General features: G+C 44.9%; 24 protein-coding genes. All 24 read right to left on the bottom strand.

Annotation, left to right across the window (positions count from 1 at the left end; translation table 11 throughout):
* Positions 1–33: 33 nt before the first annotated feature.
* Positions 34–1,269: a GerAB/ArcD/ProY family transporter gene (locus tag AC1DOV_RS18060; protein ID WP_477550656.1), complete on the bottom strand. Its 1,236-nt coding sequence runs from the start codon at positions 1,267–1,269 to the stop codon at positions 34–36.
* Positions 1,270–1,274: 5 nt separating this feature from the next.
* A complete protein-coding gene (locus tag AC1DOV_RS18055; RefSeq protein ID WP_441874691.1) occupies positions 1,275–1,517 on the bottom strand; it encodes a hypothetical protein in 243 nt (80 codons plus the stop codon).
* 9 nt (positions 1,518–1,526) lie between these two features.
* The gene (locus AC1DOV_RS18050) at positions 1,527–2,783 is read right to left on the bottom strand and encodes a Ger(x)C family spore germination protein (RefSeq protein WP_441874690.1); all 1,257 of its coding nucleotides are present in this window, start codon (positions 2,781–2,783) and stop codon (positions 1,527–1,529) included.
* Positions 2,780–4,393, bottom strand: coding sequence for a spore germination protein (locus tag AC1DOV_RS18045; RefSeq protein WP_477550655.1), 1,614 nt, complete (start codon positions 4,391–4,393; stop codon positions 2,780–2,782). The genes AC1DOV_RS18050 and AC1DOV_RS18045 overlap by 4 nt, the downstream gene beginning before the upstream one ends.
* 158 nt (positions 4,394–4,551) lie before the next feature.
* Complete coding sequence (locus AC1DOV_RS18040; RefSeq protein ID WP_477550654.1) at positions 4,552–6,774, bottom strand: methyl-accepting chemotaxis protein; 2,223 nt, start codon at positions 6,772–6,774, stop codon at positions 4,552–4,554.
* A gap of 303 nt (positions 6,775–7,077) precedes the next feature.
* A complete protein-coding gene (locus AC1DOV_RS18035) occupies positions 7,078–7,476 on the bottom strand; it encodes a F0F1 ATP synthase subunit epsilon (protein WP_477550653.1) in 399 nt (132 codons plus the stop codon).
* A gap of 24 nt (positions 7,477–7,500) precedes the next feature.
* Positions 7,501–8,904 carry a F0F1 ATP synthase subunit beta gene (atpD, locus tag AC1DOV_RS18030; RefSeq protein ID WP_076266252.1) on the bottom strand — a complete coding sequence of 468 codons (1,404 nt, stop codon included), beginning with the start codon at positions 8,902–8,904 and terminating at the stop codon, positions 7,501–7,503.
* A gap of 78 nt (positions 8,905–8,982) precedes the next feature.
* Positions 8,983–9,843: an ATP synthase F1 subunit gamma gene (gene atpG / locus AC1DOV_RS18025; RefSeq protein ID WP_054025458.1), complete on the bottom strand. Its 861-nt coding sequence runs from the start codon at positions 9,841–9,843 to the stop codon at positions 8,983–8,985.
* Between the two features lie 143 nt (positions 9,844–9,986).
* On the bottom strand, positions 9,987–11,501 hold the full coding sequence (atpA, locus tag AC1DOV_RS18020; protein WP_076266254.1) for a F0F1 ATP synthase subunit alpha: 1,515 nt from the start codon (positions 11,499–11,501) through the stop codon (positions 9,987–9,989).
* A gap of 25 nt (positions 11,502–11,526) precedes the next feature.
* Positions 11,527–12,066: a F0F1 ATP synthase subunit delta gene (locus AC1DOV_RS18015; protein WP_477550652.1), complete on the bottom strand. Its 540-nt coding sequence runs from the start codon at positions 12,064–12,066 to the stop codon at positions 11,527–11,529.
* Complete coding sequence (gene atpF, locus AC1DOV_RS18010) at positions 12,063–12,545, bottom strand: F0F1 ATP synthase subunit B (protein ID WP_054025461.1); 483 nt, start codon at positions 12,543–12,545, stop codon at positions 12,063–12,065. Before atpF ends, AC1DOV_RS18015 begins: the two co-directional genes overlap by 4 nt.
* 85 nt (positions 12,546–12,630) lie before the next feature.
* On the bottom strand, positions 12,631–12,846 hold the full coding sequence (gene atpE / locus AC1DOV_RS18005; protein ID WP_054025462.1) for a F0F1 ATP synthase subunit C: 216 nt from the start codon (positions 12,844–12,846) through the stop codon (positions 12,631–12,633).
* Between the two features lie 76 nt (positions 12,847–12,922).
* The gene (atpB, locus tag AC1DOV_RS18000) at positions 12,923–13,678 is read right to left on the bottom strand and encodes a F0F1 ATP synthase subunit A (RefSeq protein ID WP_477550651.1); all 756 of its coding nucleotides are present in this window, start codon (positions 13,676–13,678) and stop codon (positions 12,923–12,925) included.
* A 9-nt stretch (positions 13,679–13,687) separates the two neighbouring features.
* Positions 13,688–14,068 (bottom strand): ATP synthase subunit I, encoded by a 381-nt coding sequence (locus tag AC1DOV_RS17995; protein ID WP_477550650.1) that lies wholly within the window; start codon positions 14,066–14,068, stop codon positions 13,688–13,690.
* Positions 14,061–14,294 carry an AtpZ/AtpI family protein gene (locus tag AC1DOV_RS17990; protein ID WP_076266259.1) on the bottom strand — a complete coding sequence of 78 codons (234 nt, stop codon included), beginning with the start codon at positions 14,292–14,294 and terminating at the stop codon, positions 14,061–14,063. The genes AC1DOV_RS17995 and AC1DOV_RS17990 overlap by 8 nt, the downstream gene beginning before the upstream one ends.
* 190 nt (positions 14,295–14,484) lie before the next feature.
* Positions 14,485–15,633 carry a non-hydrolyzing UDP-N-acetylglucosamine 2-epimerase gene (wecB, locus tag AC1DOV_RS17985; RefSeq protein WP_054025466.1) on the bottom strand — a complete coding sequence of 383 codons (1,149 nt, stop codon included), beginning with the start codon at positions 15,631–15,633 and terminating at the stop codon, positions 14,485–14,487.
* 38 nt (positions 15,634–15,671) lie between these two features.
* Positions 15,672–16,301, bottom strand: a complete 630-nt coding sequence (upp, locus tag AC1DOV_RS17980) for a uracil phosphoribosyltransferase (RefSeq protein ID WP_076266260.1) — start codon at positions 16,299–16,301, stop codon at positions 15,672–15,674.
* Between the two features lie 168 nt (positions 16,302–16,469).
* Positions 16,470–17,567 carry a glycine-rich domain-containing protein gene (locus AC1DOV_RS17975; RefSeq protein ID WP_477527456.1) on the bottom strand — a complete coding sequence of 366 codons (1,098 nt, stop codon included), beginning with the start codon at positions 17,565–17,567 and terminating at the stop codon, positions 16,470–16,472.
* Positions 17,568–18,146: 579 nt separating this feature from the next.
* The gene (locus AC1DOV_RS17970) at positions 18,147–19,109 is read right to left on the bottom strand and encodes an ABC transporter ATP-binding protein (RefSeq protein WP_076266262.1); all 963 of its coding nucleotides are present in this window, start codon (positions 19,107–19,109) and stop codon (positions 18,147–18,149) included.
* The gene (locus AC1DOV_RS17965; protein ID WP_339209780.1) at positions 19,106–20,104 is read right to left on the bottom strand and encodes an ABC transporter ATP-binding protein; all 999 of its coding nucleotides are present in this window, start codon (positions 20,102–20,104) and stop codon (positions 19,106–19,108) included. Before AC1DOV_RS17965 ends, AC1DOV_RS17970 begins: the two co-directional genes overlap by 4 nt.
* Before the next feature lie 13 nt (positions 20,105–20,117).
* Positions 20,118–21,041, bottom strand: coding sequence for an ABC transporter permease (locus tag AC1DOV_RS17960; RefSeq protein WP_477550649.1), 924 nt, complete (start codon positions 21,039–21,041; stop codon positions 20,118–20,120).
* On the bottom strand, positions 21,038–21,973 hold the full coding sequence (locus tag AC1DOV_RS17955; protein ID WP_076266265.1) for an ABC transporter permease: 936 nt from the start codon (positions 21,971–21,973) through the stop codon (positions 21,038–21,040). The genes AC1DOV_RS17960 and AC1DOV_RS17955 overlap by 4 nt, the downstream gene beginning before the upstream one ends.
* Positions 21,974–22,107: 134 nt before the next feature.
* On the bottom strand, positions 22,108–23,790 hold the full coding sequence (locus tag AC1DOV_RS17950) for a peptide ABC transporter substrate-binding protein (RefSeq protein ID WP_076266266.1): 1,683 nt from the start codon (positions 23,788–23,790) through the stop codon (positions 22,108–22,110).
* Between the two features lie 721 nt (positions 23,791–24,511).
* On the bottom strand, positions 24,512–25,759 hold the full coding sequence (locus tag AC1DOV_RS17945) for a serine hydroxymethyltransferase (RefSeq protein WP_339205415.1): 1,248 nt from the start codon (positions 25,757–25,759) through the stop codon (positions 24,512–24,514).
* Positions 25,760–25,772 lie beyond the last annotated feature (13 nt).

Genomic DNA, 25,772 nt, shown 5'->3' with positions numbered 1-25,772 from the left:
CCTCACAATTATAACAAATGCTTCCACTGCCGTCTATGATGGAGTTGTGCCCAAGGCAGGTTCCTTGTTCGTTATATCGGAATTCCCTTCTGCTGCTTCATTCCCTTTTTGCCTGCGGCTGCTGGACTTCTGCTCATCTTGAAACCGACCGTCGCTCGTATCTTTTTTCCCCCTAATAACAGCAACCACGAGCAGCAATAATGGTACAACACAACCATGCAGCAAGCTGTAAACCGTCCATACTCCTATGCCAAATTCATGCGCATGAGCCGCATTTCGATATACCATGAGCGAGATAGGCACAATGACAAAAGCATAAGGAATGACCAATGGACGATAGGTAGAAAGCTTAAGCATTTGAGCCGTTAAGACCGTCAGTACATAAACGCAAAGCGCAAGCTTCATAAAGACCGTCCCAATCCAAACCATCGCAACTAATATTTCAACACGCACCAATATCTCTTCGATATTAATATTTTTAGCCATATCATAGACCGCAAACGGACTTCTGCTCGCTTCTTGCACACCCATAACAGCAACCAGAAAAATCGTAATCAGCGTACTTACAAAGGCAATGGCAAAAACAGAGAGCTTCAGTTTTTTTCTTAATTTTTTACGATCCTCCTGACGCACAAGCGGGAAAATCGTCGTTATAAACACGAATTCCGCAATAGGGAACCCGAGAATCGGATAGATCCCCTTAATCGGCCTTATCCAGCCGTCGTACAAGAAAGGCTCAAAGTTTTGAAAATTAAATTGATTGAACAAAGCAAGGAGAACAATACCAATAACTAAGGCCGCCCATCCAAATAAAATCTCACCCGTTCTCGAAATCGTCTCAATGCCTAAGAGAACGCCATATACAACAACAATCATAAAGGTGAGGTTAATGAACCACTCTGGTGTCTCTGGCAATACGGATAAATTCAAAAAATCGGATATATTGCGCAGTACCAATGCGCTTAACAACAAAAAATAAAAAATATACAGTAAAGTTACTACCTTACCGAGCCAAACCCCCAGCAGTTTTTCTGAGTATTGCGCCAAAGTCAACTTAGGAAAACGATCAGCAAGCGCTAGATAAATGAGCAGTATGAAATAATTAAACGGTCCTGCGAGCACCATTGAAATCCATCCATCCTGCTTGGCAATCGACGTCACCATTGTTGGCAATATGAGCGCTGCACTTCCTAGTGCAAATAAAAACAATATTTTGGCGCATTGCCCCGATGTAATCTCGGCATTGTTAATTCCCGCAAATTTGCTCAACTATGTTATGCCCCCTTTTCAATCCACTTTAATATAGGTTTATATACAGGTGAGAATATAGCTGTAATCCAATCTGCCGGATTGGGTATCGGTAGATGCATATGCTTTGCTGCCATAATTCCAACCCCTATGATTAAAATGACCAAAGCCCAGCCACCTTCACGCTGACGATTATTTTTGCTATTCCTTCTCCATATTGCCGTTCCAACCATAACGGAAGATAAGAGGAGGACAATGAGAGCCATCATGCTAATCACTCACTTCGATATAGATTCGCCCCGTACACCTGAGCCTGTTATTTGAGTTGTACAGATGACTTCGCTTTTCACTTGAGGGAAAATATCTTCCCAGTCCGCTTCGATTTTCCTCCAAATATTAGGTTCTTGAAAATAAACCTCTTTTCCCCACCCTAATACATCCGTGTGGAATTTCTTCTGTACGCTATTGATCGTGCCCGCTACCTCTTCCTCAATCGCTTTATCTGTCATTTTGCCGACCTTGATCAGTACACTTTCCTCCGTGATGTTGACGCCGTGGCACATGATTTCTTGAATTCCACCCACTACACTAATATGGACCTGTATAATTGGATGACCATTCGGATCTTGTTTAACCTTATACACGGTCGCCGTATCCTGCACCTCAACAATGAGTTCCCCTTCTGACTCCGGGCATCCAAGCTTTACGACAGTGCTCTCCACTTTATTTTGAAGCCAAGATAGACCTCTTGAATCCTTGGACTTCAAATAACCAACAAGCTTGCCATCGCGAAAAACAGCCATAGTCGACAGCACTGGAATCGCTTTTGCAGGAATGCTGTTTAAATTGTCATTTGAATGTCCCACCTCCTCATTTCCCTCTATCAGAATAGAAGGCAATACAGCTTGCTGCTTCCCTCTTCCCAATAGTCTCGTTAAATCTTTGACTAATACGACATAACTCGACGCATACGCAGACTGATTGACTTCAACTATTTCCCGAAGCTGATTAACAGGAATAGATTCTGTTTGCGTCGTTAATCGAAGCAAATTCTCCGCTCTCATGCCTCGTGTAATAAGCACTGAAATATCAGTGCGTATATCTGGATTTCTCTCAATTAAATCAACTAAGGGATAGATGCCTTTTCTAGCCATACTTTCACTGACGATCAGCATTTGTGTGTGGGAGAAAAAAAGCCGTCTAGATGTTTTAGTCGACATTTTTCGAATCGCCTCAAACAATGTATCCCCTTTTTCCGTAAACGTCGTCACTGCAGTGCCGCCAATGGCCCCTTTGGTTTCCGCTGCAACGTTTTGGGGCAATACGACCTGTACCGTCAACTGTAGCTTGTTTTTTCCTGTTGGGTCATCGTCAACTCCTATGGCGTATACGACGCCAAGCTTGTCCAAATAACGTAAATCCCAACAGCCGTTTAATAGCGCCAGCATACATACTGTCCATACAAGAATGAGCTTCCGTCCTATTTTCCTGAATGAAAATATCCGTTTCCTTGCATTGACGCTGCCATCGCTCATTGCTGCGGCTCCTTCCTATGCTCCGTTTCAATGTCTTGTCTAACTCTATTACTCGAAGCAAGCTTCTCTGGCCGTTCCCGCATCATCCAAAGTGGCGCCCTAACCAGCGTATCCTTCATATCCTTTAAATACATCGGGGCGAATGGTTTGATATAGGGCATGCCAAACGATCTTAAATTGCTCAAATGCAGCAGAAGCAGCAGCACAACTAATCCAATTCCATAAAATCCGAGTGTCGACGCTGCTAGAAGCAGCAGAAAGCGCAGCAGCCTAGCTGCAATTCCAAGACTATAGTTAGGAGATACGAAGCTGGCAATCGCTGTGAAGGAAACGACGATAACGACGGCTGGCGAGACGATTCCTGCCTCTACGACCGACTGTCCGATAACAAGACCTCCAACGATCGATATTGTGTTACCCGCAGCACTAGGCATTCGTACAACGGCTTCCCGTAATATTTCAAATACAAATTCCATAATAAAAGCTTCCAAATAGGCGGGAAAAGGCACGCCCTCCCGCTGTGCCGCAAGCTTTAGCAGCAGCTGAGTCGGTATCATTTCCTGATGATATCCAACGATTGCGACATAAATCGACGGCATAAGCAGCGCAATTAAAAAGGATACAAAACGAAGCAGCCGCAGAAACGTTGCGATATCAAACCGCTGATAATAATCTTCTGAAGCCTGAAAAAACATATTTAAAATCGTGGGTACGATCAGAACAAATGGCGTCCCATCAACAAAAATCGCTATTCGGCCTTCAAGCAAATTGCCTGCTACAGCATCCGGCCGCTCTACACTCATGATGGTAGGAAACGGCGACCACTTCTGATCCGTAATTAATTCCTCGATATAACCGGATTCAAGTATGCCGTCAATTTGTATTTCTTCCAGACGTTCTCTTAAATCCGTAAGCACATTCTCATCCGCCAAATCTTTGACATACATGATGCATACGGGAGTTTGTGAAATTTCTCCGATCGTCCATTGCTCCATCCACAGCTTCGGGCTTCGTATCTTCCTGCGAATCAGCGATGTATTTGTTCTAATCGACTCCGTAAACCCTTCTCTAGGACCACGTATGGCCATCTCGGTTTTCGGTTCTTCTACACTTCTTCTTGCTCCCCCTACTACATTGGTTCCTATTGCCTGAGTTGCACCCTCTATCATGATGACGCAATAGCCCATAAACAATTTTTGAAACAATAGCTTCCAATCGCATAAATCATTAATAATACCAGTTGAGAGCAAATTGTTTTTCATAAATGTAAGCAGCTCAGCAGGCTCTAAATTAGCCTCCTCCGGGTATTTGCCTCCATGCATCGGTTGAATGACAAAATGGTCAAGACGTTCATCGTCAATCATCCCTTGTACATAAACAATTAGCGCCTTCGTGTGGCCTCTATCCGTTAACGTCAGTTCACGATAAATAATATCCTGACTCTCACCCAGCTCACGCTTCATGGTCTCCATATTTTGCTCCAGAGAAGTGAAAAGGGACTTCTCCGCAAAAGGCTGAAGCTGCTCCTTTTCATGCATCTCTGCTTTGGTTATACGCTTATCAGCGTTTTTGCCAGCGCTGCCATTGCCCTGCTTATAGGTTCGGAACATTTACCCATCTCCTTTCTGTTGCACAATCGGATTGATGCTTAGGATAACTCTTCCATGGCAAAATTATGTATTGAGACTTAGATGATTAAAGAGTACAAGCATAAAAAAAGAGCCGCAGCTCCGTTTTATACGGACTTCTGCAACCCTATCTCGTTCACTTATCTTTTTCGTGACTCAGTCAGCTTAAACTGTCCAACAAGCTGTTGAAGCAGCGTCGTTATAGACTCCACACTCTGAGACGTTTGTCTCACATTCGTCATTTCGCCAATGAGCTCTTGCACTTTACTCTCTACATCGGAAGAAATCTTTCGATTTTCTCTGCTTACCAGCGCGATTTTCTCCATTAGCTGCACGACCTCATCAACTACCTGCGTCTTGCGATGATCCTCGGCATGTGCGGAAGCAAGCGTACTGGCAGCGGCTGCTACAAGTTGATTGCCCTCCTCAACCACTCGAGTACCTTCATCCATAGAGACGTACGCTTGTTTCGCTTCATCATAAATGTGTCGAGTAATTTCATGCACTTCCTCGGTCGATTTTTTGGTCATATCGGCAAGCTTGCGAATTTCCGACGCCACAACCGCAAAACCTCTGCCTTGCTCGCCAACCCTCGCCGCTTCGATCGATGCATTAAGCGCTAATAAATTCGTTTGTGCAGATATTTCTTCAATAACATGTAAGACCCCTTGTATTTCTTGTACCGTATCCATAAATTTATGGATTGTACCGTTGGTTTCTCCTACCTTGGCAGAAATGTGAAGCATCTTGTCCCCGATGCGATCCACCTCGGCTTTGGCTACCTCAATCTGCCCAGCTGCCTGCTCTTCGATCTGTTTCAGCGTTGCCTGCATATCACCTGCAGCATCCTTCGCCATATCAATATCCTTCAATTGCAATCTGATGCTTCCAATCATATCGGATACTTTTCCGCTAACTCGTTCCGTTGAAGCTGAAGTAACAGCCGCTGATTCGTTCAGAACAAACTGACTGGATAGAACATCAGAGGAGGCAAGTTTAACTTGCAGCATAATGCCTTCCAAGGAATCTATCATATTGTTAATCCATTTTGCTAATTCTTTCGATTCATCATTATCAAAACGACTAAGCTGCAAGCGCTGTGTCAGATCGCCCTTTCCTTCTGCATTTATGCGAATAAAACGATTAATTTGGCGCAGGTGCGATACGACACGCTTCGACTCCTTATTTTGAAAGGCAAAACTGAATAATAACCCAAATACAAGATTGAATAAACCTGCCGCTGTTGCAGTCACCCAGATCGGAGCATGAACGGCAATAAATAACATAAGCAATGCCGACAAAATACTAACACTCGCAATCGATATAAGCTGCAGCTTGCGTTGTCTCCATCCTATACTGCGAATGCGGTATACTTCCTCCAAATCTCCCTCGCACATCATCCCCCATTTGTCCGGACAATGCGGCAGCTGAAAGGTCACTCCCTTACCAATAACCGATATATGCCTATAATCTGAATAACCTGGATATTCAACGAATAGATTGCTGTCGTTTGCAATGGTATTCGCAACCCCAGGATGAAGCTGCCCAGTTGCCGGATCATTAAAGACAATTTCAAGCTCTGTATGCTCCTTGATCGAAACTTTGCCCCAATCGGTTGTTACGCCATCCTTGAGATTTTCGCCATGTGTGAAAGTTCGATCCTCGAACCTGCTTCGAGATAAAGCCGTCCCTGGCGCTATATGAGTATTCAGGCCTGCCTTCGCCATAAAGATATAATTATCACCCGAATCTGGATAGACGTGGCCCGATTCACGCTGAATTAAATCTCCTAGTACATCATTCGGCACACGCGCGCATAACGTCCCTGCAAAGCTGCCATTTACCGTAATTGGAAGCATAAATAATAGAGTCATTTTGTCATGAAAAGAGGAAGAACGCGCTCCTAGCTTTAAGGTGAGAGAGTCACTATAAGGCCCAAATAAGCATCGACGAGGGCTGCTCAACTGCCTAGTGTAGCTCAGTCCAAGCTGCAAGCTGCTATCTTCTTGATAGATTGTCCCAATATGCGGACTGTGTGTGGAGCTGATAACGGTTTGCTTCACATCGAGTAAAAACAGCTCGGTTATATCGATCGCTCGAGCATATGTTCTTTCAAATAATCGTTCTATTTGCGACTGTTCAGTAGAAGTAGTAAAATCTTTATTTTGAGCGAGGAGTTCCGTCAGTTGGCCACCCAATTGATCGATGTAATTCCAATACTCCATTGCCCATGCAGTTAGCAATTCCTTACGTGTCTCCGCAATCCCCTCAAAGCTTTGCTCGACATCTGTTTTCATATCTTTATTCAATTGCCATGAAACCCAGAGCGGAAACCCTACTTTCATACCTAGCCAGTCAAACATATGATTCTCCCCCCGCTATTTTCATCGTCTATGATGTTAACTATATTAACATATATTAGGGAGAATTATATACAAATAATTAGTTTTTTTGTCGAAAATACGCATATTTCAGAATACATAACACCGAATAGGGGGTGAAACACGAATATTCGAATCAACCTGACATTGAAAACTACCATTCAAATTCACTTTCATTATGAGATGTTACATATGAGCTGCTGCCTTCACACTCAACCTCTCACTCCTATAAAAAAAGCACCGCCAACGCCTTAAAGGCGCTGACAGTGCTTTGGTGGTTGTTGCTTATTTGTGTTTAATATGCAGACGATTCATCGCACGCTGCAAAGCAAGCTCTGCACGGCGGAAATCAACTTGGTCTTGCTTCGCAGCAAGACGCTGCTGAGCACGCTGTTTAGCGGCTTCTGCACGTTCAACGTTAATATCAGTTGCAAGCTCAGCGCTCTCAGCAAGGATAACGATCTTATCCTTGCGTACTTCGATGAAGCCTCCATTAACTGCTACTACATCTACTTGATTACCGCGTTTGATAACGACAGGTGCAATACGAAGCGGTGTGACAAGTGGAATGTGATTTGGCAATATGCCAAGCTCACCTTCAACGCCTGTTACACTAACCATATTAGCAGTCTCTACGTATACTTTACGCTCAGGTGTTACAATCTCTACTAAAAAAGAACTCATGTGGATTCCTCCCGCCTTTCGCTATTAAAGCGTTTTGGCTTTCTCCACGGCTTCTTCAATCACACCAACATATCGGAAAGCTTCTTCCGGAAGGTCGTCATGTTTGCCCTCGAGAATTTCTTTAAAGCTGCGAACCGATTCTTTTACAGGTACATATTTACCTTTAGTTCCTGTGAACGGCTCAGCAACGTGGAACGGTTGAGAAAGGAATAGTTGAATTTTACGTGCGCGAGACACGGTCAATTTATCTTCTTCACTTAGCTCATCCATACCAAGGATTGCGATAATATCTTGAAGCTCTTTGTAGCGCTGAAGAATTTTCTTAACGCCTTGAGCTACGTTATAGTGTTCTGCACCCAAAACAGATGGGCTTAGGATACGTGAAGATGACGCGAGTGGATCAACCGCTGGGAAGATACCCATCTCGGAAATTTTACGCTCCAAGTTCGTTGTAGCATCCAAGTGGGCAAATGTCGTTGCTGGAGCTGGATCCGTATAGTCATCGGCAGGTACATAGATCGCTTGGATCGAAGTAACCGAACCTTTTTTCGTAGACGTAATACGCTCTTGCAATTGACCCATTTCAGTTGCCAATGTTGGCTGGTAACCTACCGCGGAAGGCATACGGCCTAGAAGGGCCGAAACCTCGGAGCCTGCTTGTGTGAAACGGAAGATGTTATCGACGAACAATAGTACGTCTTTTCCTTCTTCGTCACGGAAATACTCAGCCATTGTCAGACCAGTCAAAGCAACGCGTTGACGTGCGCCTGGCGGCTCATTCATTTGTCCGAATACCATCGCTGTTTTGCTTAGTACGCCGGAATCTTTCATCTCGTGGTAAAGGTCATTACCTTCACGAGTACGCTCACCAACACCCGCGAATACGGAGATACCGCCGTGCTCTTGTGCGATGTTGTTGATAAGCTCTTGAATCGTAACCGTTTTACCTACGCCCGCGCCGCCGAAGAGGCCGATTTTACCGCCTTTTGCGTATGGAGCGAGAAGATCGATTACTTTAATTCCTGTTTCAAGAATTTCCGCTTGCGTGGACAATTCGTCGAAAGCAGGTGCTGCGCGGTGAATCGGAAGGTTAACTACCGATGAAGCATCGCCAGCTTCGTCAATCGGTTGGCCTAGCACGTTAAATACGCGACCAAGCGTAGAAGCACCAACCGGAATAGTAATAGGTGCGCCTGTATCTACGGCAATCATACCGCGTACAAGACCGTCTGTCGTACTCATAGCTACGGCACGTACCTTATTGTCACCGAGGTGAACGGCTACTTCAAGCGTCAAGTTAATATCAATGCCGCCTGCTTCGCCCTTTTGCTCGATTTTGACAGCGTTCAAAATTTCCGGCAAATTGCCGCGTTCGAACTCTAAGTCTACGACCGGACCCATGACGGATACAACATGTCCTTTTTTCATGGTTTTCCCTCCTGGTTCCTTCTTGTAACTGCACGCCGGTCAGCTTATCGCAAGCGCCTGGCCCTTGCAGTGTATATATTAAGATTGAGCATTTGCCCCAGCAACGATCTCGGAAATTTCTTGTGTAATCGCTGCTTGACGCGCCCTATTGTAAGTGAGCGTCAATTGGTTGATGATTTTCGTCGCGTTTTTCGTGGCGCTTCCCATGGCAGTCATACGTGCCCCGAACTCACTTGCTTTTCCGTCTAGAACTGCGCTGTAAATGAGCGTTTCCGCATATTTAGGCAGCAGCACTTCAAGCACGCCCTCCGGTGATGGCTCGTATTCATACGATGTGACAGCCGTGTTCCCGCCTACTTCTGCAAGAGGCAGTAAACGTACGTCTGTCGGCACTTGAGTAATCGCATTAACGAATTCGTTATAGTACAAGTACAACTCATCATAAGCGCCTTCTGAGAACATATTAACGGCTGAATAAGCAACCGATTTAATGTCTGCGAATGTAGGAGCATCCGGCAAGCCGATAACTTCCTCGACGATTGTCATATTGCGGCGGCGGAAATAGTCGCGACCTTTCCGTCCGATAACGAACAATACATATTCATCCGTCGACTTATGATTCTCTCGAATCGTTTGCGTTACTTTACGAAGAATATTCGCATTGTAGCCGCCCGCTAGTCCACGGTCCGATGTAATAACGAGATAACCCGTTTTTTTCACTGGACGCTTCTCTAGCATCGGATGCTTCACATCTTTAGTGCCAGCTGCGATGCTTGCTACAACTTCCTTCAGCTTCTCAGCATATGGGCGTGATGCTTGCGCTGCTTCTTGTGCCTTTCTTAGGCGGGAAGCGGCAACCATCTCCATTGCTTTCGTAATCTGCTTCGTATTTTGTTTACTCTTGATTTCGCGTTTAATATCGCGCATACCTTTTGCCATTTGGTTTCACCCGCCTTTGTTGCTTTGGACCTGCTCCAAAGCCTGGTGTTGGTGGAGAAAGTTATCTAGGCCCGAACATTAAGAACGGGCTTCGATTTATATTGGATTATAAGAAGGTATAAGTTTCACCCGTATATGCTTAATTATGCCGATACAGAGAAGCTTTTCTTAAATTTATTGATAGCTTCAACGAGAGCTTTCTCGTTGTCAGCAACAAGATCCTTAGTATCGCGGATCGATTGGCCAATTTCAGGGCTGTTCGAATCGAGGTACGCGTGGAACTCTTCCTCAAAGCGAAGGATATCGCCAACTGGAATCTCATCCAAATGACCTTTAACAGCAGAGAAGATTGAGATAACTTGCTTCTCAACAGGCATCGGCTTGTTAACGTCTTGTTTAAGAATTTCCATCGTGCGCGCACCGCGGTTAAGGCGAGCTAGCGTCGATTTGTCAAGGTCGGAACCGAACTGCGAGAACGCTTGAAGCTCACGGTAAGCCGCAAGATCCAGACGAAGCGTACCAGCAACCTTTTTCATTGCTTTTATTTGAGCGGAACCACCTACACGGGATACAGAGATACCAACGTTAACCGCTGGACGCTGACCGGAGTAGAACAGATCTGCTTCTAGGAAAATTTGACCGTCTGTAATCGAGATAACATTCGTAGGAATGTATGCCGATACGTCTGATGCTTGTGTCTCAATGAATGGCAATGCCGTCATTGAACCACCGCCTCTAGCGTCGCTTAGTTTAGCCGCACGCTCTAGCAAACGGGAGTGAAGGTAGAATACATCACCTGGGTATGCCTCACGACCCGGTGGACGACGAAGCAATAGGGAAAGCTCACGGTAAGCAGCAGCTTGTTTCGATAGATCATCGTAGATAACAAGAACGTGCTCGCCTTTGTACATGAAGTACTCGCCCATTGTACAACCAGCATAAGGAGCTAGGAAGAGCAATGGAGCCGGCTCAGATGCACCAGCAGTTACTACGATCGTGTATTCAAGAGCACCGTGGCGACGAAGTGTTTCCACTACGTTTGCAACAGTGGATTGTTTTTGACCAACAGCTACGTAAATACATTTTACGCCGTTGCCTTTTTGGTTGATGATTGCATCGATTGCAATGGATGTTTTACCCGTTTGACGGTCACCGATGATAAGCTCACGTTGTCCACGGCCTACTGGTACCATTGCGTCGATAGCTTTCATACCTGTTTGCATAGGCTCATGAACCGATTTACGGTCAATTACGCCTGGTGCTGGAGATTCAATCGCACGGAATTGAGTCGTGTTGATTGGTCCTTTACCATCAAGTGGCTGTCCAAGTGGATTTACTACGCGGCCAAGAAGCTCTTCGCCGACAGGTACTTCCATGATACGGCCTGTACGTTTAACTTGATCGCCTTCGCGAATATCCGTGTATGGTCCAAGGATAACGACACCGACGTTGCTTTCTTCGAGGTTCAAAGCCATACCGACTACACCGTTTGAGAATTCGAGCAATTCACCCTGCATCGCATTTTCCAAACCGTGTACGCGGGCGATACCGTCACCGACATTGATTACGGTGCCGACGTCTACGACTTGAATTTCGGATTTAAAATTTTCGATCTGTTGTTTAATCAGCGTGCTGATTTCATCAGGTCTGATACTCAATTCGTTCACCCCTATCTACAGTGCATTAGTTTTTAAACGATTTTTGTAAACGTTCCAACTTGCCGGACAAGCTTCCATCATAAAGACGGTCGCCGATGCGTACTTGTACGCCACCTAGCAATGAAGGTTCTACTATTTGCTCAGCAATAATAGCTTTGCCAGTCAATTGTCCGAACTGCGCCGCTACGTTAGCAAGCTCAGCATCAGACAAAGCTTGTGCGGAATAAACCGTAGCATGTGCTTGACCGAGCGAATCTCCCGCAACCTTCGTATATGCTGCATAAACCTCAGCAATAATATCTTGGCGTCTGCGAGTAATAAGAATCTGTACAGTGTTGAATACCAGTGTAGATACTCGATCACCGAATGCTGCTTTAAGAACAGCAATCTTTTGTTCTGGAGCAATACTTGGAACAGACAGGAACTTTTCAATGTCAGCGTCCTGCTCAAGAGCTTGCACGATCAGCTTAAGCTGCTCCTGAACCTCTGAAACAACCTTTTGCTGCTGTGCAACCTCGAACAGTGCTTTAGCGTAGCGCTTCGCTACGACTGCATCGCGGCTCATTTATTTCCAACTTCTTTCAAATATTGACCAACAAGCTGTTCTTGTGATTTCTCATCCACTTGCTTCTCAATAATTTTCGATGCGATTTTTACGGAAATGCCGCCAACTTCAGTACGAAGCGCAGCAATTGCTTTGTTTTTCTCGCTTTCGATATCTTTGAGAGCATCGTCTTTCAGACGGGATGCTTCTGTTTTTGCTGTTTGAACGATCTCGTCTGCTTGCTTCGAGCTCGTCGTTCTGGATTGCTCAATAATTTCATAAGCTTCTTTGCGAGCTTGTTGGAGTGCCAACTTCTGCTCTTCCATTTGCTGATCGGCTGCTTTGCGGCTGTTTTCAGCTGTATTCATTTGCTCTAAAACTAGCTGCCTGCGCTTCTCCATTACATCGAATAACGGACCGAACGCATACTTATTAAGTAACCAGTACAATACGCCAAACGCGACCATTGCGATTACTGTCGATTCCCAAATCCATGCCATTGATGCCACTCCTTTCTCACCACAATATTGTCTTAATCATAACGAAGGCGAAGAGGGCTAAGGCCTTCCCCGCCAGTTTCAAATATTATGCTTGGAAGAAAGCCAAGAAACCGATAACTACGCCGATGATAGGCACAACTTCGACGATACCTACACCGATAAACATTGTTGTTTGCAATTTACCTTGAAGTTCTGGCTGACGAGCGATACCTTCTACTGTTTTACTAACGATCATACCGTTACCTACGCCCGCGCCAATCGCACCCAAACCTACTGCCAAAGCTGCTGCTAATAATTCCATTTTTAAAATCCTCCTCGAAAATTGTTGTTTTTTTGTATAACCAACCTCAATGTTGAATTAAGACATAAAGCGAAAATTAATGTGCTTCCTCTTCATCGTGAATGGCTGATTGTGAAATATAAACCATCGTCAGAATCGTGAACAAGAAAGCCTGTATGCCGCCTACAAAAAGACTGAAGCCCTGCCATGCAACCAGGAACGGCGTACCAATCCAGCCCAGCATCAGGATTGTTGCAATCAGTACTTCACCTGCGAAGATGTTAGCGAACAACCGAAGCGCAAGTGTTACTGGCTTAGCGATTGTTTCTAGCAAGTTAACTGGAAGGAAAACCGGAAACGGATGCAAGTAATGCTTCAAGTAGTGCTTTCTATTCTGCTTCAAACCAAGGAAATGGATGATCACGAATACGATAAGCGCAAGCCCAGCAGTTACTGAAATGTCAGCCGTTGGTGATTTCCACCATGCTACTTCTTTATGCTCTTTTAACATCTCTTCAGTAAATCCTATCGAAGGCATCGCATGATGCGGTTCAGTAACGATACCGAATGGCAAGCCTAGCACGTTGGAGATAAATATGAACATAATAAGCGTTAGACCTAGAGACAAGAATGGCTTTACACGGTTGAGCGGCATTGTACTAGCAATAAAGCTGTGTACAAACTCCACTACCCATTCCATGAAGTTCTGCATCTTCGACGGGTTGTCCACCGAAAGGTTGCGAACAGCCAGCTTAGCGATCAAGAACGTCACAATGACTGACACCACAAGTGCTATCAAGGTCGAGAGATCAATATTAAACGGCCCGAGTGGTATCACCGGAAATACATGCATCTAAAATTTTCACCCCTTTCCGCTAAGATTGTTTTTATTGTGAATATATGCTGCTACCAAAAGAATAAACGGCATGACCATACAGCCAGCTAACGCGGCCGGCATGCTGAGATCCTCCGGAAAACGATAGGCGATCATGGCAACCAGCAACACTGTTGCGATGCGGTTTCCTAGACCAAGACCTCTCTTGCGTGGTCCAACCCCCGCTGCTCCTAGGGTGACCATTTCTACTCTGCGTCTTAGTAAAAACGCATTCATGGAACTTGCTGCCAATCCCACAAGAAGACCGAGAGACACCGTACGCCAGTCCGGCAAGAAAGCCCATACAATTAGGCATACCGCCATTGCATAAATAAGCGTACGTAATGCTGTCTTCATTATTTTATCCATCGGCGTCCTCCATAACCTTCTTAACAAGCAGAATGGCTGAGAGTAGTCCGACAGCCAGACCGACCAGTATGCCACCGAGCGTCCATCCCTTCGCGTCCCCAAAACGGTTCCCGAGAGAAGAGCCGATCCAATAGCCTAAAAAGATACATACAGCGACTTGCAATCCGAGTGCGCCGACTAGTCCGGCTGCGAGCAGTGGATTGTCCCTTCTGTCCTTTTTATTCATGGTTCATACCCCTGTCAATCCTCATTTATTTTATCCAAGCCACAACACGTTTGTCAATTGAAATCACTGCAAACTTTTGGTGAATTGATCGACCAAAACCCTTGATACATAAGGTGTTGTGCGTCCCGGAAACCGTACAGTACTACTGTATGCTGTACATTCGCCTCTCAGCTCATCACTCCTGTGTAATCTATGAACGTTCTGTGAACGAAACAGGACGATCCTTTAGTCTGCCAAAATGATGCAAGATCGCATCTACAATACGCTCGGAAGCGGTGCCATCCCCATAAGGGTTAGCAGCTTGACTCATGCGAGAATACAGCTGAGAATCGGTTAGCAGTGCATGAGCTCTGCTGTACACCAGCTCCTCATTTGTACCTACCAACTCTAGCGTTCCTGCTTCGATGCCCTCTGGACGCTCTGTCGTATCGCGAAGCACAAGAGTCGGCACGCCAAACGATGGAGCCTCTTCTTGCAAACCGCCGGAATCCGTCATAATCATAAAAGCATGTGGATAGAAGTTATGGAACTCGAACACATCCAGCGGATCAATCAAGCGAATACGTGGATGATCGCCCAAAATTTCATTCGCAGGCTCTCTGACCGCAGGATTCGGGTGGACTGCATACACGACTACCACATCTTCGTGCTCGTCGGCGATTCGTTTCACCGCTCTGAAAATATTGCGATGCGGTTCTCCTAACGCTTCACGACGATGTGCTGTCATGAGAATCATCCGTTTCCCTTTAGCCCAGTCGATGACCGGATGCGAGAAAGACTCATCTACCGTATATTGGAATACATCAGTCGCGGTGTTCCCAGTCACATAAATGGCAGCATCCGACTTGTTCTCTTTGCGTAAATTGTTCGCCGACCATTCTGTCGGAGCAAAATGCACATCTGAGAGCACGCCGGCAAGCTGCCGATTCATTTCTTCCGGATACGGAGAAAGCTTATTCCAAGTACGAAGCCCCGCCTCAACGTGGCCAACTTTTATTTGCTTAAGAAACGCTGCATAACTTGCTAGAAACGTTGTCTGTGTATCGCCATGTACTAGCACGATATCAGGCTTCGCTTGCGTTAGAACAGGATCAAGCCCTTCTAGCACGCGAACAGTCGTCTCCGTTAACGTTTGACGATCCTTCATCACATTCAAATCGTAATTTGGATGAATTTCAAAAAAATCGAGTACCTGATCAAGCATCTGGCGATGCTGCGCAGTTACACAAACGATCGATTCGATTTCATCCTCTCGCTTCTGGAGCTCGAGTACGAGCGGCGCCATCTTGACTGCCTCCGGACGTGTTCCAAAAATAGTCATTACCTTCAGTTTAGACAAAAGATTCCACTCCTATTATCATTTCATACGACACTGTGCTAATTTGTTCCGAACATGCGGTCTCCAGCATCGCCTAGACCAGGGATGATGTAGCCTCTTTCATCCAGACGCTCATCGAGTGCGGCGATATAAATATCGACATCAGGATGCGCTTCTTGAACAGCCTTCACACCCTCCGGAGCAGCAATAAGACACATTAATTTAATTTGATCGCAATTATGATTTTTCAGTGAATTGATCGCTGCGATAGCAGAGCCGCCCGTAGCAAGCATCGGATCGATAACAATAAGCAGACGATTCGGTGCATCTGTAGGCAAATTAATGTAATACTCTTTAGGCTGGAGCGTTTCATGATCTCTCGCTAGACCGATATGCCCTACCTTTGCCGATGGAATCAGCTTCAATATACCGTCAACCATCCCAAGACCAGCGCGCAAAATAGGCACAAGCCCAAGCATTCTTCCGGATACAACCTTCGAATCCGTCTCGGCTACAGGCGTCTGCACCTTAATCGTATCAAGCGGTATTTCTCTCGTAATTTCGTAAGACATCAATGTTGCAACTTCATCAACCAATTCCCGAAAATCTTTTGTATTCGTTTCTTTATTCCGAATAAAAGTCAGCTTATGCTGAATTAACGGATGGTCGCAAATAATTACTTTGCTCATGGAGCCGTATTCCTCCCGTTTGTTGTTGTTATTGTATAGTAGTCTTCACACAATCCCGTATATTATAGCATTGTAAACAAGCCCTTGCATCTTGAGTTTTATGTTTTCGCAAATAAAGGCCAGTGATTCCAAAATTAGGAGTCACAGGCCGCTGTAAGTATATTCCTTTTAACTGCTGCAGCCTCCGCCGCCGCAGGATGATCCGCCGCCGTCTCCACCGCTTCCGCAGGAGGAATCCCCGCCTGATCCGCTATCACCGCCGTCACTTCCACACGAATGGTCATCTCTTCCATCGTCGGATGAGCCGCTGCAAGCATAAGTGGTATCACCGCTTCCATTCGCTTTACGTTCCTCTTCATTTTGAGCTTGATCCATCTGCTGGGCAAAATCATTCGGGTGCGATATAGAATTGTAAATGAGAAGACCTGATAATAGGCCGGTTGCTCCTAAAACAGGATCATACCCATAGCTGCTCGCGGAGCTAGGCTCTTTCCCGTAAGGCGCTTTGCCCTTTCCAGCAGCCAAAAGCTGAGATTTGGCCCTATCTATCATATAGTTAGCTGTCGCTTTCAAATCAGAGTGTCTCTCTGTCGTACTCACGTTAAACCATTGCTTGCGCAGCTCTTCTGTACTCCAGCCAGCAAGCTCCTCCAGCCGTTGCTCCGACATTTGCGTTCGGTAAAAGGCTCCCCATATTCTGCCGCTAACCGGAGCCTGCCCAAACAGCTCGCCATAAGCCCAGTCGAACATCGCTCTTTCTCCCGGGAGCGGCTGCGCACCTGGCGCATGAGGTGCATGATGAATCATTGCGCCGGAGAATTTCATGCAAAACTGTTCATACTCCCTCGTGAACATAAGCATTTCATGCCATACCGCATCAACCTGCTTGCTATACATAGGAACACTGCGCATGATGCCGCACATAAGAAAATATCGCTTCAGCTCAAACCAGGTCCAATTCCATTCTTTATCTGATATTTTTGGGAATTCCTTTAATACCCTGTCCTTCACTCGGCTCTCAAAATCGATACCTAGCGCGGACTCCAAGCGTTCCGCCGCGGTTCTCGCAGGGTGCCCGTACGGCACGCCAAGTGCAGTCGGCAGCTCGGCATTTGGCCAAGGTGTAAACGCATTGGTACGGCCAGCATATTCTCGGCCTCTGCCGCCTGATTGTTCGATAAATTTTGAGGTTCTCGAAATTGCAAATACGACAATGATAATCAGTACTATCACAAATATAATTGGAATAATCACTAAACTCCCCATCTCTTCCTCCCACGTCGGTTCGTCTTACCCATATATTAACACATCTCCTAATCGCACGGGTCATCGCTGTTTCCCTACAGAATAAAAAAAACCGCCAAGCGGTTATGAACATTTGCATGGTAAACAAGAGAATAATGAAGGTCACACATAAAATCGAGGCTCTCTTCTGAATAGAAGCCTTTAAACAGCGCTGTATTGCCCTGTATGCCTACTTCATTATACGGAAGGGTTTCCCTCAGTTAACCCCGTAGTGTCCAGTACAACCGCTCTACGATCCTGCTCCTTGCACTTACACACGGCGAAGCCGCTCTCCTCAAGCTTATATAGTGGGCCTTGAAGTCACCATGTAAACTTCTATCCACAATCAGTATAAAAATAATAAATTATTTATTGAAAAAACGTTTAAATGATAAACTATCCACATTTTTGGCATGAGTTATCCACAATTGTCCACATGTTATCAACATTTTTGTGCACAACCTACTAAAAACAAAAAAAGATGAAGCAGGAATCATCCTTGCTCCATCTTTTTTCAAAAACTTATTCACAACTAGCTTTATGCTAGATAATTGATAATGATTAAACTGACGCGTAGTGACAAGCAGCAAAATGCCCTTTTCTCACTTCAAGCAGAGCTGGCTCATCCACCTTGCATTTGTTTGTCGCAATCGGACAACGCGTATGGAACTGGCAGCCTGTAGGCGGATTGATTGGGCTAGGCAAATCGCCAGTCAATACAATACGCTCACGAGTCGCTTCAATCTCCGGGTCTGGAATCGGAATAGCCGAAAGCAGAGCCCTTGTATAAGGGTGAGCAGGACTCGCGTACAACTCGCTGCTCTCTGCGAGCTCAACGATTTTACCAAGATACATAACGGCTACACGATCGCTTATATGCTTAACCATGGACAAATCATGCGCGATAAACAAGTAAGTTAAACCCATCTTGCGCTGTAGATCCATCATCAAGTTAACAACTTGCGCTTGGATAGATACGTCGAGCGCTGAGATCGGCTCATCTGCAATGATGAAGCGCGGATCAACGGCAAGCGCGCGCGCAATACCAATACGCTGTCTTTGACCGCCAGAGAATTCATGCGGATACCTTGTAGCGTGGTCTGGATTAAGACCTACGACATCAAGCAGGTTCTCAACTCTGTGCTTGCGTTCTTTCTTGCTTGCAACAAGCTTGTGAATATCAAGCGCTTCTCCGATGATGTCCATAACCGTCATACGCGGGTTTAATGATGCGTAAGGATCTTGGAATATCATTTGCATATCACGGCGAAGCTCTTTTAGCTTAGGGCCCTTCAACTTATAAATATCTTGCCCGTCGAAGTTAACACCGCCGCTAGTTGGTTCATACAGCCGCATAATAGTACGACCAGCTGTTGATTTTCCGCAGCCGGACTCACCAACTACGCCGACCGTTTCTCCTTTTTTGATGGAGAAAGATATATCATTAACAGCGTGGAGCGTCGCTCCTCCGCCTAAATTAAACGATTTACGCAAATTATTAATTTCAATTAATGGCGCACTCATACTGACACCTCCCGATTTGCATAAGGATGTGCTAGCCAGCAAGCCGACTCATGATTCTCATTGCCATCCACTGGGAGCAATTCAGGGTCATTGTCCACGCAAACCCGCATGGCTTCATCACAGCGAGCACAGAAGCTGCAGCCCGTCGGCGGCTTAATCAAATCCGGCGGCATACCGTAAATCGGTACCAACGGCTCTTCCTTCTTCTGGTCAAGACGAGGAAGGGAGCGCAGCAAGCCTCTTGTATAAGGATGCTTAGGGTTTTTGAAAATCTCCCATTTCGTACCGGTTTCCACAACCTTGCCTGCATACATAACGATAACGCGATCACACATATCTGCTACAACGCCTAAATCATGCGTAATAAGAATAATAGAAGTGCCAAGCTTTTGCTGCAAGTCCTTCATGACTCGCATAATTTGCGCTTGAATTGTAACGTCTAGCGCCGTTGTTGGCTCATCCGCAATAAGAAGCGATGGATTGCATGCAAGCGCGATAGCAATCATCGCCCGTTGACGCATGCCCCCAGAGAACTGATGCGGATACTGATTAACTCGTGAAGCAGGGTTCGGAATACCTACAAGATCAAGCATCTCAATCGCGCGTGCAGTCGCTTTTGCACCGCTTATTCCTTGATGCTTGATTAGTCCCTCTGTAATTTGACGGCCAATCGTTAGCGTAGGGTTAAGAGAGGTCATTGGATCCTGAAAGATCATCCCCATCTCTTTACCACGAATGTCCTCCATTTGATTATTGGACATTTTCAAAATTTCTTGGCCTTTAAACATAATCGATCCTTTAGTATCGGCCGGAGGCGATGGAATCAAACGCATGAGCGATTGTGCAGTTACACTTTTGCCGCAACCGGACTCCCCAACGATGGCTACTGCCTCGCCTTTGTTGACGTGAAAATTCACACCGCGAACCGCTTTAACGATACCGCCTCGAACTTTGAAATTAACACGAAGGTCTTTTACTTCAAGTAATTTCTCCATCATTGACCACCTCCTACTTCTTCATTTTCGGATCAAGCGCATCTCTCAGACCATCGCCAAAAATATTAAAGCAAAGCATCGTAACGCTTATAACTGCTGCTGGGAAAATCATTCTCCACGGATACAGTGTCCATGCTTTAATTGCATCATTTATCATCGTACCCAAAGACGCAGCAGGGGATTGAACACCTAGTCCCAAGAAGCTGAGGAATGCCTCTGCGAAGATCGCACTTGGAACAGTAAGCGTCAACGTTACGATAATCGGACCCATTGCGTTAGGAATAAGATGTCTGAATAGAATACGTGGAGTGCTTGCGCCGAGCGCTTGAGCAGCCATAACGTATTCTTGATTTTTGAGCTGCATGATCTGGCCGCGCACAATCCAAGCCATACTGATCCAACCGGTTATACTAAGCGCAAGCACGATCGTGAACATGCTCGGCTCTAATATGACAATCAAAAGAATGATAATAAGCATGCTTGGAATGGAGTATAGAACTTCACAAAAACGGTTCAATATCTCATCGACACGACCGCCGAAGTAACCCATAATTCCACCGATAATTACACCAAGAACCAAGTCTGCGAGTGCAGCATATATACCAACCTGCAGAGATATCCCTGCCCCCATCCAAGTACGGGTGAAGAGATCCCGCCCGAGATCGTCTGTACCAAACCAATAGGTAGCGTTAGGATTCAGGTTCTTTTCCTTCAAGTGATTCGTTTGAAAATCCTGCTCTGATATGATCGGGCCAAAAATCGCCATAAGGGAGACGATAAGCAGCACAATTAAACTGAACATCGCTATTTTGTTGGAACGCAGACGCAGCCAAGCATCTTTCCATGCCGAGATGCTCTCACGAACAACTACTTCCGTGTGCTTCTCATCTTTGTTCAGCTTCGCGAATTGATCCGGCGTAAAGGTCTTATCCTTCATCCTTTTCCGCCTCCTCTTGTTAGCTTGATACGCGGATCGACAAAGCCATAAGCAACGTCAGTCAAGAAACGCGCAACCATCAGGATAATTCCATAAAATAAAGTAAGCCCCATTATGAGCGTATAGTCGCGGTTAGTAATACTTTGTACAAAATATTTCCCAATTCCACCTATACCAAAAATTTGTTCGACAACAACAGAACCGGTAATAATGTTAGCGGTCATCGGTCCGATATAAGTTACTACTGGTAAAATAGCATTGCGTAGAGCATGACGAACCAAAATAATGCGGCCGCTGAGACCTTTAGCACGAGCGGTCTTAATGTAATCAGCGGATAGTACTTCTAGCATCGTTGAGCGCGTCAGACGCGCGATAAATGCAGCTGGAAGAAACGAAAGCGCAAGAACAGGCATAATAAAATCTGTAGGATCGTTAAGTCCCGATACATTGAGCCAACGCAGCTTGCTGCCTAGGACGAATTGTAAAATTGATGCTGCCAAAAAGTTGGGAATCGATACCCCAAGCACTGCAATAACAATCGTGAAGCTATCCAAAAATTTACGATGATTAAGAGCTGCAACGATGCCCAGAATCAAACCTAATGCTAGCGACACAATAACAGCAAAAAGGCCGATTTGCGCAGAGTAAATAAAGCTTTCTTTAATAATACGAGTAACGGACATATATTGCTGCTTCATTGACATCCCTAAGTCGCCATGAAGCAAATTGTTCAAATACATCAAGTATTGTTTCCATACCGGCTGATCAAGGCCGTACATTTGCAAGAGGTGCTCCCTTATTTTCTCGGGAATAGCCTTCTCCCTAATGAAGGGATCGCCCGGGATAATTTTCATAAGAAAGAACGTAGCGGACGCAAGAACAAACAACGAGACAAACATGGACAGAAACTTCTTGGATACATATTTTATCAACGCAATGGACACCTCCTTACAGAATATAAACAAGAAGTAATGCTAAAAAGTGATAAAGCCTGAATCTGTCAACAAGAAAGGGATATATGCGGACACCCCGCATATATCCCTAGCTTCAGGTGCTGGAAGGACGACTATTTCGCTTCGTAGAAACCTCTTGTGTAGTCGATGTCCCCTTTGTAGTCCAAGAAGATGTTCTTGAATCCAGGTTTAAGCATGTAAACGTTGCTGTAGTAGTAAATTGGCATGATCGGCATGTATTCCATAAGAATTTTTTCTGCCTCAGTCATAGCCGCAATACGTTCAGCTTGATCTCCACTTGCATTCGCTTTTTTGATCAAAGCGTCGTATTCAGGTGAAGCAAAACCTGTATTATTTTGACCGCCGCCAGTTACGAACATATCCAAGTAAGTCATTGGATCGTTGTAGTCAGCTCCCCAACCCGCGCGAGCGATTTGATAGTTCATTGCAGTACGGTTTTTCAATAGAACAGCAAACTCTTGGTTCTCGATACCAACTTCGATACCAAGGTTTTGACGCCACATTTCAACGATTGCTTCAGCAATTTTCTTATGGCCGTCGCTTGTGTTGAACGTCAATGTTACTTTAGGGAACTTAGCAAGCTTAAGCTCAGCTAGACCTTCAGCAAGCAATGTTTTTGCTTCGTCAACATTTTCAGTGAAGAAATCATCTTTCACTTCGTTACGGTAATCTTCTTTCAAACCGATGATGCCTGGTGGTACAAAACCAAACGAAGGAACTTCGCCGGCCATTGTTACGCTCTCAACGATTGCTTGACGATCAATCGCCATTGCAAGTGCTTTACGTACTTTTACGTTGTTGAAAGGAACTTCTTCTGTGTTGAATTGGTAGTAGTACGAGCTTGCGATACCTTTAGTAACGATCTCGTCTTTTTTAGATTCTTTTAGAACCGGAATTTGCTCAGCTGGGATTTCACCAGTTGGTTTACCAGTGTAATCAAGTTTGCCTGTTTCGTAGTTAGCAAGTTCAGTTGCAGATTCAGCGATCATTGTGAAGTCAACGCCTGCAAATTTCACTTGTGCTTTATCGTAGTAGTTTTCGTTAGGAACAAGCTTAATGGAAGTATTGTGCTGCCATTCGCTCATTTTGAAAGGACCGTTACCGATGATTGTTTTAGCATCAGCAGCCCAAGCCTCGTTGTCCTTCACAGAAGGATGAACAGGGTTGTAAACATAGAATGATGTAAGGCTCAAGAAGTATGGTGTAGGTGAAACGAGTTTAACTTCAAGCGTTTGAGCATCAAGAGCTTTGATACCCACAGCGTCTGTGTTTGTCGTTTTGCCTTCGTTATAATCTTGTGCGCCAACGATGTAGTAGAATTGGTACGCGTAAGTTGAACCTACAGCTGGATCAAGCGCGCGCTTCCAAGAGAATTCGTAGTCATTTGCAGTAACAGGGTCGCCGTTACTCCATTTTGCGTCTTTGCGGATTTTAAATGTGTAGGTTTTGCCGTCTTCTGATTTTACCCAGCTTTCAGCTGTTGCAGGAATGGATTCACCATTCTCGTTTTTACGAGTTAGACCCTCGTAGATACCAGTTGCAAGTGTACCTGATACGTTGTCTTCCATAAGTGCCGGGTCAAGTGTCGAAGGCTCAGAGTGAATGTTCATTCTGAAAACTTTCGCTTCGGATGCTCCTCCATTTGTAGCGCCGTTTGTTGCGCCGTTCGTAGCACCGTTGTTGCCTGTTTCTTCTTTAGGCGTACAACCAACAGCGACAATAGCAAGAATGAGTAAAGCAGCAATAAATGATAAAGCAGACTTTCTTGTTCTCATTGTAATCCTCCCGTTTTTTTTCTGCTCAGTTCAACAAGGCAAAATCGTCCAACTTACTCGCTTTGTACACAAACGTTTGCATCTTCTTCTAGCTTGTCCAATGCAAATATACGTATCCTCTTGAGCAATGCTAAACATTTTCCCCATTTAAACAATGAGTTTAAATATAATAATAAATTTCACTATACAACCATGTTAATTATTTATCAAGAATATGTAAGCTGTAAATTTTTGTTTATAATTACTTTTATACACTGTTCTTTAACACATTAACGCGTTTATTCAATTAATTATTCTGTTGCGTTAATGCTGTACAGCGTTTATTCAGTTAATTATTTTAATAATATTTCAGTTTAATATTTTTACAGTCATTAATTTACAAAAATAGCACTAATACTTAAAAATACAGATTAAATTGAAAATCCTTTATATTTCCATTTTATTTTAAATTACATATATATTCCACAAATATATAACGTGTTTTTTCGGTATTTATACTATAACATAAATAATAACGACCATTATATTTAATTATTATTTTTCGATCGTGCAAAATGAACGTTTTTTCATTTCAACATTGACGTTTGCTCATTTATTCCACTCAGCTTCTAACTGTATTATTTTTTTTAGATATATTATTTATGTACGGCATATAATCAAAAAAAGACCTATTCATGCATATGCACAAATAGGTCTTTTTTTATTAATAATATATTTATGATTAGTAAGTCATACCAGGGTAAAGTGGATATTGTGCCGTAAGATCACGAACCATGCCGCGCGCTTTGGAGAGCACCTCTTGATCTTGAGGGCTGTTAAGCACAAGTGCAATAACCTCAGCAATAACCTTCATTGCGTTCTCTTCCATGCCGCGAGCTGTCGCTGCAGGTGTACCAATACGAATACCGGATGTTACAAACGGGCTTGTTGGATCAAACGGAATGGCATTTTTGTTAACCGTAATGCCTACTTCATCAAGCACATGTTCTGCTACTTTTCCTGTAATGTTCAGATTGCGTGTGTCGAGCAGCATCAAGTGATTGTCTGTTCCGCCAGATACGATATTAAAGCCTTTTGCAACAAGCTCTTCCGAAAGAACTTTAGCGTTCTTAACAACTTGGGTTGCGTATTGCTTGAATTCAGGTTGAAGCGCCTCGCCGAAAGCTACTGCTTTAGCAGCGATAATGTGCATCAAAGGACCGCCTTGCGAGCCTGGGAAAACTGCTTTATCAATCGCAGCAGCCCAAGGTTGGCGACAAAGGATCATACCGCCGCGAGGTCCGCGAAGGGTTTTGTGCGTTGTAGTTGTTACAAAATGCGCATGAGGCACTGGGCTCGGGTGAAGGCCTGCAGCAACCAAACCAGCGATGTGAGCCATATCAACCATAAACAATGCGCCTACATCATTAGCAATTTTGCCAAGCTTCTCGAAATCGATTGTGCGCGGATATGCACTAGCGCCTGCAACGATCAAACGAGGACGGTGCTTGAAAGCAAGCTTGCGAACTTCTTCATAATCAATAGTGAAGGAATCTTCTTGTACACCATATGCAACAAAGTTATAAAGCAATCCAGATGCATTAACAGGGCTGCCGTGTGTCAAATGTCCGCCATGTGCTAGATTCATACCAAGCACAGTGTCGCCAGGCTGCAAAGCTGCAAGGTAAACAGCCATGTTCGCTTGTGCGCCGGAGTGTGGTTGCACGTTCGCGTGCTCAGCGCCAAAAAGCTCTTTTGCACGGTTGCGGGCAATATCCTCAACGATGTCAACATGCTCACAACCGCCATAGAAACGTTTGCTTGGGTAACCTTCTGCATATTTGTTCGTCAAAACGCTTCCCATAGCTTCCAATACCGCTTCGCTAACGATGTTCTCGGATGCGATAAGCTCGATATTGTCACGTTGACGAGTAAGTTCTAGTCCTAGAGCTTTCAATACTTCTGGGTCTTGTTTGCGCAAATTTTCCATGATTAAATTCCTC

It is taken from the genome of Paenibacillus sp. 01T47 (genome assembly GCF_056398245.1).
The sequence above is the reverse complement of the archived record's forward strand: the minus strand, read 5'-3'. Positions and strand labels throughout refer to the sequence as shown.

Excerpts from the sequence above, each read along its gene's own strand:
- atpG (WP_054025458.1), bottom strand. The coding sequence starts at position 9,843 with ATGGCAAAAGGTATGCGCGATATTAAACGCGAAATCAAGAGTAAACAA.
- AC1DOV_RS17960 (WP_477550649.1), bottom strand. The coding sequence starts at position 21,041 with ATGAAGGATAAGACCTTTACGCCGGATCAATTCGCGAAGCTGAACAAA.
- AC1DOV_RS18040 (WP_477550654.1), bottom strand. The coding sequence starts at position 6,774 with ATGTTTGACTGGCTAGGTATGAAAGTAGGGTTTCCGCTCTGGGTTTCA.
- AC1DOV_RS18015 (WP_477550652.1), bottom strand. The coding sequence starts at position 12,066 with ATGAGCCGCGATGCAGTCGTAGCGAAGCGCTACGCTAAAGCACTGTTC.
- AC1DOV_RS17965 (WP_339209780.1), bottom strand. The coding sequence starts at position 20,104 with ATGGAGAAATTACTTGAAGTAAAAGACCTTCGTGTTAATTTCAAAGTT.
- atpF (WP_054025461.1), bottom strand. The coding sequence starts at position 12,545 with ATGGCATGGATTTGGGAATCGACAGTAATCGCAATGGTCGCGTTTGGC.
- upp (WP_076266260.1), bottom strand. The coding sequence starts at position 16,301 with ATGAGCAAAGTAATTATTTGCGACCATCCGTTAATTCAGCATAAGCTG.
- AC1DOV_RS17945 (WP_339205415.1), bottom strand. The coding sequence starts at position 25,759 with ATGGAAAATTTGCGCAAACAAGACCCAGAAGTATTGAAAGCTCTAGGA.
- atpE (WP_054025462.1), bottom strand. The coding sequence starts at position 12,846 with ATGGAATTATTAGCAGCAGCTTTGGCAGTAGGTTTGGGTGCGATTGGC.
- AC1DOV_RS18045 (WP_477550655.1), bottom strand. The coding sequence starts at position 4,393 with ATGTTCCGAACCTATAAGCAGGGCAATGGCAGCGCTGGCAAAAACGCT.
- AC1DOV_RS18050 (WP_441874690.1), bottom strand. The coding sequence starts at position 2,783 with ATGAGCGATGGCAGCGTCAATGCAAGGAAACGGATATTTTCATTCAGG.
- AC1DOV_RS17995 (WP_477550650.1), bottom strand. The coding sequence starts at position 14,068 with ATGGATAAAATAATGAAGACAGCATTACGTACGCTTATTTATGCAATG.
- AC1DOV_RS18035 (WP_477550653.1), bottom strand. The coding sequence starts at position 7,476 with ATGAGTTCTTTTTTAGTAGAGATTGTAACACCTGAGCGTAAAGTATAC.
- AC1DOV_RS17970 (WP_076266262.1), bottom strand. The coding sequence starts at position 19,109 with ATGAGTGCGCCATTAATTGAAATTAATAATTTGCGTAAATCGTTTAAT.
- AC1DOV_RS17975 (WP_477527456.1), bottom strand. The coding sequence starts at position 17,567 with ATGGGGAGTTTAGTGATTATTCCAATTATATTTGTGATAGTACTGATT.
- atpD (WP_076266252.1), bottom strand. The coding sequence starts at position 8,904 with ATGAAAAAAGGACATGTTGTATCCGTCATGGGTCCGGTCGTAGACTTA.
- AC1DOV_RS18055 (WP_441874691.1), bottom strand. The coding sequence starts at position 1,517 with ATGATGGCTCTCATTGTCCTCCTCTTATCTTCCGTTATGGTTGGAACG.
- AC1DOV_RS17950 (WP_076266266.1), bottom strand. The coding sequence starts at position 23,790 with ATGAGAACAAGAAAGTCTGCTTTATCATTTATTGCTGCTTTACTCATT.
- atpB (WP_477550651.1), bottom strand. The coding sequence starts at position 13,678 with ATGCATGTATTTCCGGTGATACCACTCGGGCCGTTTAATATTGATCTC.
- AC1DOV_RS17990 (WP_076266259.1), bottom strand. The coding sequence starts at position 14,294 with ATGAATAAAAAGGACAGAAGGGACAATCCACTGCTCGCAGCCGGACTA.